A 6,732-nucleotide genomic window follows, 5' to 3' on the forward strand; every position below is an offset into this window, starting at 1 on the left:
TTTCTGGGGTGTTGATTAGATGAAGGCATGGATGACTAAACTGCGCCGGGTGGCCTCATTTGTTCGCAGATTTTTTGTGGAAGTATCAAATAAAGGCTTCAAGATCGCGGCGACAAATACATTGTTTTATACGGCATCAAAATTACGTCAATTTGTCGATGCAGATGACAAAGTCTGTAGTCAATCTAAAGTTAATGTCCAGGAATTTGTTTTCGAGGAGATGAGAAAAGATCCGGTTGCTGAGAGTCAGGTTCGAACTATATGTTTTTATCTCCCCCAGTTTCATCCCATTCCCGAGAATGACCTTTGGTGGGGAGAGGGCTTTACTGAATGGACAAATGTTGTTCGTGCCCGCCCTTTGTTCACCGGGCATCAACAGCCCCGTTTGCCAGGGTCCCTGGGTTTTTATGATCTTCGGCTTGTTGAAACAATGAAGTCCCAGGCCAGTCTGGCTAAACGATATGGTGTCAGCGGGTTTTGCTTTCACCATTACTGGTTCATGGGTCGACGCCTCCTTGAGCGCCCTGTGGAGCAATTTTTAGTAACACCGGACATTGATATCGGATTTTGTCTTTGCTGGGCCAATGAGACCTGGACGAGACGCTGGGACGGCAACGACCGGCATGTTCTGATTGCCCAGAATTATTCCCGGCAGGATGAGATTGTTTTTATCGAGCACCTCAAAAGCTTTTTTAGGGACAGACGGTACATGAGAGTTAATGGCAGGCCGCTTGTTGTTGTGTACAACCCTGGTGATCTTTCCGATTCTCACCGCATGCTCTCCACGTGGAGGCAGGCCTGCGAAAGTGAGTTTGGAGGATTGTACGTGGTCAAGGCGCTTACACACTGGTCTTCCTCTCGGTTGCAAGGCTTTGATTCGTGTGTGCAATTTCCACCGCACTGTCATCACGGCCATATGATTCAAAAAGACGGTACTGATCAGAGCTTTAATGGAGTTCTTTGTAGTTATCCGGAGATGGCCAAAGGCTATTGTCGTGAGTTGAAGGCTGGGAAATCGATTATCCCCTGCGTAAGTCCGGGGTGGGACAATACTCCCCGTTTGAGGGAACGGGCAGTGATTTATGCCGACGCCACGCCCAATGCTTTTGCTGAGTGGTTTAGAACAGCAAAAAGCCATGCGTTGGCGAAAACTGATCCGTCAAAAGGTCTTGTTTTTGTTAATGCCTGGAACGAATGGGCTGAGGGGGCCTTTCTCGAGCCCGATGCTGTCCATGGTTATGCCTATTTGAACCGTATTGGATCGGTACTTGATGGTCATGGTTAGGATGTTTTGTGAACGGCTTTTCAGTTGCCTTGGTTCTGGGATGGTCTTTTTACGTTATGCAAATGATGCCGTGTGACTTGCTCCGTCATTATTCCCACACTCAATGCAGCCCAACATCTTCCGGCGACCCTAGCCAGCCTCCGGATGCAATCGTTTACCCCAAACGAGATTATTGTCATTGATTCATCTTCTTCGGATGGAACGGCTGACCTTGCCAGGGAATTGGGTTGCAAAACCCTGTCCATCGAGCGGAATAAATTCGATCACGGCGGCACCCGTAACCTCGCAGCCGCATATTCTAGCGGGGAGTTTCTCGTCTTTATGACCCAGGATGCATCCTTGGCCAAGCGGTGTTCCTTGGAACACTTGCTACATCCTTTCCGTATTGCTCGGATAGCTGGAGTTTGTGGGAGGCAATTGCCCATGCCCGACGCCAATCCTCTGGCTGCCCATGCGAGGATCTTCAATTATCCCCCAGTTTCATGTGTGAAAAACGAAGATGACATTCCGAAACTGGGAATCAAGGTGCCTTTTCTATCGAATTCTTTTGCTGCCTATCGCCGAACAGTTTTTCAAGATCTCGGAGGATTTCCTGCGCATATTGTTTTTGGTGAAGATATGCATATTGCGGCCAGAATGATCATGAAAGGATATTCCATAGCGTACATGGCAGATGCTACTGCTTATCATTCACATAATTATACAATCATTGAAGAATTCAAAAGATATTTCGATTTGGGGTCATTCCATGAAAAATATACCTGGATACAAGAAAAATTTGGCAAGGCTGGAAGCGAAGGTTTTCGTTTTATGCGCTCAGAATTGTCATATGCAAGAAAATATGGTTTTTCATGGGTTGCCAGGTCGTTTTTGGCTTCTGGATTTAAATATATCGCTTATATGTTGGGGAGGCGTGCGCCTTGGCTTCCATGTAGCCTCAAGCTGAAACTTGGGCAGAATAAGGTTTTTTGGTCACAGACAGGTGAACGGAGATGACAAAATTTCCAACGCCGATGCTCATGACTGGCTTCATGCTTGCCTCGGATGCTTTGGCAATTTTTTGTTCCGGTGCGGTCAGCGTTTCGGTCCGATATGCCTTCGAGGGTCAATTCCACCCCTCCCTGTATTGGGATATCTGGCCTGTAGGCCTATTTTTTCTTATGGCCTATGCCGCTGCCGGATTGTATCCCGGCGTTCTTGTCAGCCCCCCAGAGGAACTCAAGAGGGCCTCGCTGGCCACCTCATTTTGTTTCGTGGGCTTGGCTGCGGTCACATTTATCTCAAGGGAGGCCGAATTGTATTCCCGGGGCATTTTCCTCATGTCCTGGGTTTTGATCCTCGTTGCTCTTCCCGTGTTCAGGGCCATCCTGAAATCCATTGTCCAGAGGGCCCAATGGTGGGGCTATCCGGCGGTCATCATTGGTGACGGAGAGGCCGTCGTTGCGGTGGCTAAAATTCTACTGGCCAATCCCCGCATGGGAGTGCGACCGAGGGCTGTTCTTGGAGGCGATAAATACTTGGCACAGGAGGCGGGACTTCCGCATGGGGAAAAGTCCGAGGCCCGGATCTTTGCCGCCAAGTGGAAGCACTCCATGGCCTTTGTCGTTCCCAGCGAAGGGGATGTCTGTCACTGGCGGGATGCCTACGAATCCCATGTCAGAAATTTTTATCGAGTCATATTGATACCCGGCATGTTCGGACTCTCTTCACTCTGGGTGGCTGCCGTGGATTTCGGAGGGATTTTGGGCCTGGAGCTGAAGCAGAAGCTTTTGGATCCGAAGAGACAGGTTCTCAAGCGGGGTTTCGATCTTGTTTTGATCATTTGTCTCGGGGTGCCCATCATCCCCTTGGCCCTCGGATTGGCCCTAGCTATTGTTCTGGATTCTCCGGGACCGGTTTTCTACAGCCATCTTCGGATAGGTCGGGGAGGAAGGCCGATTCGGGTCTGGAAGTTTCGAACCATGGCCAAAGATGCCGACAAGATCCTGGACAAATACCTGCAGGACAATCCAGCCCTGCTTTGCGAGTGGGAGCGAGAACATAAGATTCGAAAGGATCCCAGGGTGACTCGAGTCGGGCGGTTTCTTCGGATGACCAGCCTAGATGAATTACCCCAGTTTTGGAATGTGCTCAAGGGAGACATGAGTCTCGTCGGGCCCAGGCCGATTGTCGAGGGAGAGATCCACCGGTATCGGGAAATTTTTGAGCTTTACAAGCGGGTTCGGCCAGGGATTACGGGCCTATGGCAGATTTCGGGAAGAAGCACCGTCGGCTACGGGGAGCGGATCAATCTTGATGCGTATTACGTCCGGAATTGGTCATTGTGGTTAGATATTTATATCATGGCTAAGACCCCCATGGAGGTCTGCAGATGCCGGGGGGCCGTATGAACTTGAATTTGGAATTCGTAATTTTATAGTAAACCCCGGTTTTTTCTGGTTGTCAATCGGGCGCGCATCTGCTAGGCAAGGCAAAATTTTCGTTAGGGGGTATTTTTTCGTATGGAACACCAAGAAACTGTAAACACCGTCGATCGCGACATGGACGACATCAATTTCGAAGCAGCGTTGGATGATTATTTCAACGACGATTTCGGCGACGTGGAGGAAAACGTCACAGTCGAAGGGCAAGTCGTCAAGATCGACGACAATTATGTGCTGGTCGACGTGAATTTCAAGTCCGAAGGGCTTGTTCCAACGTCCGAATTTAGGGATTCGAACGGCAACCTGACAGTCAATGTCGGGGACAAGATCAGGGTTTTCGTAGTTCGCAAGAACGACCGTGATGGGACCATTTCGCTGTCGCGGGAAAAGGCCAAACGGCTTCAGGTTCTCGACGAGCTCGAGGCCCTTTATGAAAGCGGCGAGATGGTCAAAGGCCGGATTCAGCGTCGGATCAAGGGCGGATATGTTGTGGATATCAACGGGCTTGAGGCCTTTCTCCCTGGATCCCATGTGGATCTACGCCCGGTCCCGGATATGGATTCCCTGGTTGGCGAGGAATTCGACTTCAGAGTTTTGAAGATCAATCGCAAGCGGAGCAACGTCATTGTTTCCCGCCGCGTTCTTTTGGAGGAAGATCGAGAACAGAAGCGCGAGGAACTCTTGAAGACCTTGGAAGAGGGACAGGTCGTCACCGGAGTGGCCAAAAATATCACCGAGTACGGTGTGTTCATCGACCTTGGTGGTCTCGACGGTCTTCTTCACATCACCGACATGTCCTGGAAGCGAATTCGACATCCAAAGGAGATGGTCCAGGTCGGGGACGAACTCGAACTCAAGGTGCTCAGTTTCGACGCCTCGGATAAAAAGGTTTCATTGGGGCTCAAACAGCTTGTTCCCGATCCGTGGGAAAATATCGCCGAAAAATTTCCCGAAGGCCTTCGGGGCAGCGGCAAGGTCACGAACCTGGTCGACTACGGAGCCTTTGTCGAGCTTCAGCCAGGAGTCGAAGGCCTAGTGCACATTTCGGAAATGTCCTGGACTCGGAAGCTTCGCCATCCCTCTCAGATGGTCAAGGTCGGAGAGGAAGTCGAAGTCATCATACTCGGAGTCGACACGGTCAGAAAGCGGATTTCCCTGGGCATGAAGCAGGTCAACCCCAATCCTTGGGAACTGGTGGCCGAGAAATATCCCGAGGGCACCATCCTTGAGGCTCCCATCAAAAATATCACCGAATTCGGGCTGTTCATTGGCATCGAGGATGGAATCGACGGTCTCATCCATGTCTCGGATCTTTCGTGGACCAAGAAGATCCGTCATCCCAACGAGTTGTACAAGGTCGGCGACCTCGTGCAGGCCAAGGTTTTGACCGTGGATCAGGAAAACGAGAAGTTCACCCTCGGAATCAAGCAACTTACCGAGGATCCCTGGCTTGACGTTCCGAATAGATATCCCGAGGGCGCGGTGCTCAAGGGTCAGATCACGAACATAACCGATTTCGGTCTGTTCGTAGAGGTAGAGGAAGGTATCGAAGGTCTGGTCCATGTTTCGGAAATGAGCCGGAAAAAGGTCAAGAATCCCAAGGAAATGTTTGAGGAAGGCCAGGAGATCGAGGCCAAAGTCATCCATGTCAGCGCTCATGATCGCAGACTGGGGTTGTCGCTCAAGCAGCAGGAGGCCGAACCCAAACGGTCTGCCCGTGGGGATGCCAAGACGCAGTCTGGCCCGGCGGCTGGGAGCAACCTGGGCGATTTGATCCGGCAGAAGATGGAAGAGGATGTCGAGTAATTCGCATTTCAGCCAGCGACATCCGTTCATTTTTGGATTTTCGCTTATGATGCTGGCCATGGTCCTCATTTTGGGGGCCATGGCCGCTTTTCATTTTTGGTTTTTAAACGATGACACGATCGATTCGCGGTTTTCGTTCGGTGGGGATCGGATCGGAGTTGTTCATCTTCGAGGCTTCATATCCGGTTCCCGGGACGTGAACGATTGGATCGAGTCACTCGAGCAAGATGACAAGATTCGAGGTGTAGTTCTGCGGATAGACTCCCCTGGGGGGGCTGTGGCCCCGTCTCAGGAGATGTTCTCGGCTGTCCGGAGACTGGCCGCGACGAAGCCTGTCTATGTCTCCATGGGAAGCGTGGCGGCTTCGGGTGGGTACTACGTGGCTTGCGGAGGAACCAAGCTCTGGGCCAACCGGGCGACGTTGACTGGAAGCATAGGGGTCAAGGCCCAGCTGACCGACATGCAGGATCTTTTGTCGAAGATCGGAATTCGGGAGCAAACCGTGACCAGCGGGGACCTCAAGAACACTGGAACGGTCTTCAGACCTATGAACGAGAAGGAGCGGTCATACATGCAGGGTCTGGTGGACGATATCCACGAGCAGTTCGTGTCCGACATCGCCGAATCTAGAAAAATGTCCCGGGAAGACTTGTTGCCGTATGCCGACGGACGGGCCATGACCGGAATGCAGGCGCATAGGGCCGGCTTGGTGGACGAGTTGGGAGGATTCGACGACGTGGTCCTGGCCCTGGGCCGGGATCTTGGCATGGAACCAGACTTCACGTTGGTCGAGGGGCCAATCAAGCCAAAATCTTTGATTAACAGACTGGCTGGGGTTCTGGAGCTGGCCGAGAACTTGCTCCTCCTGGGGAATTCCTTTCAATCGACTTGCACCGAGACCCTTCCATGACCGTTTTGGATCAAGCGGCTTCAAAACGATACGAGGTCGATGAATGCTTGGATTTGGCCCGATGGGATTTGCACGAACTCGGCCAATCCGCTTACGATGCGCGTTCGGCCAGACATGGAAGGCTGGCCTTCTATATCTATAACCAGCACCTCAACTACACCAACATCTGCAGCAATGCCTGCCGCTTTTGCGCCTACAGTCGGCGCAAGGGGCAGGCGGACGCCTACGTCATGTCCCTCGACCAGGTCCGGACCCTGCTTCAAACCAGAAACGAGGAACCGATCCGGGAAGTGCATATCGTCGGCGGG

6 protein-coding genes are annotated in these 6,732 nt (G+C 51.8%); all 6 read left to right on the forward strand.

Translation table 11 applies throughout. The annotated features are described in order from the left end of the window. Positions 1 to 19: 19 nt before the first annotated feature. The gene (locus tag EOM25_04270; protein ID NCC24407.1) at positions 20 to 1,285 is read left to right on the forward strand and encodes a hypothetical protein; all 1,266 of its coding nucleotides are present in this window, start codon (positions 20 to 22) and stop codon (positions 1,283 to 1,285) included. A gap of 72 nt (positions 1,286 to 1,357) precedes the next feature. Continuing rightward, complete coding sequence (locus EOM25_04275; protein ID NCC24408.1) at positions 1,358 to 2,281, forward strand: glycosyltransferase; 924 nt, start codon at positions 1,358 to 1,360, stop codon at positions 2,279 to 2,281. Then, positions 2,278 to 3,675: an undecaprenyl-phosphate galactose phosphotransferase WbaP gene (gene wbaP / locus EOM25_04280; protein NCC24409.1), complete on the forward strand. Its 1,398-nt coding sequence runs from the start codon at positions 2,278 to 2,280 to the stop codon at positions 3,673 to 3,675. Before EOM25_04275 ends, wbaP begins: the two co-directional genes overlap by 4 nt. A 111-nt stretch (positions 3,676 to 3,786) precedes the next feature. Beyond that, the gene (locus tag EOM25_04285; GenBank protein NCC24410.1) at positions 3,787 to 5,514 is read left to right on the forward strand and encodes a 30S ribosomal protein S1; all 1,728 of its coding nucleotides are present in this window, start codon (positions 3,787 to 3,789) and stop codon (positions 5,512 to 5,514) included. Next, positions 5,504 to 6,424 (forward strand): signal peptide peptidase SppA, encoded by a 921-nt coding sequence (gene sppA / locus EOM25_04290; protein ID NCC24411.1) that lies wholly within the window; start codon positions 5,504 to 5,506, stop codon positions 6,422 to 6,424. The genes EOM25_04285 and sppA overlap by 11 nt, the downstream gene beginning before the upstream one ends. Then, positions 6,421 to 6,732 (forward strand): aminofutalosine synthase MqnE (locus EOM25_04295; protein ID NCC24412.1); only part of this gene is annotated, 312 nt, incomplete at its 3' end. The genes sppA and EOM25_04295, both read left to right, overlap by 4 nt.

The organism is Deltaproteobacteria bacterium (assembly GCA_009929795.1).
Taxonomy (GTDB): Bacteria; Desulfobacterota; Desulfovibrionia; order Desulfovibrionales; family Desulfomicrobiaceae; genus RZZR01.

Bases quoted from the DNA above. Each gene is read 5' to 3' on its own strand.
- EOM25_04285 (NCC24410.1), top strand. From the start codon at position 3,787: ATGGAACACCAAGAAACTGTAAACACCGTCGATCGCGACATGGACGAC.
- wbaP (NCC24409.1), top strand. From the start codon at position 2,278: ATGACAAAATTTCCAACGCCGATGCTCATGACTGGCTTCATGCTTGCC.
- EOM25_04270 (NCC24407.1), top strand. From the start codon at position 20: ATGAAGGCATGGATGACTAAACTGCGCCGGGTGGCCTCATTTGTTCGC.
- sppA (NCC24411.1), top strand. From the start codon at position 5,504: ATGTCGAGTAATTCGCATTTCAGCCAGCGACATCCGTTCATTTTTGGA.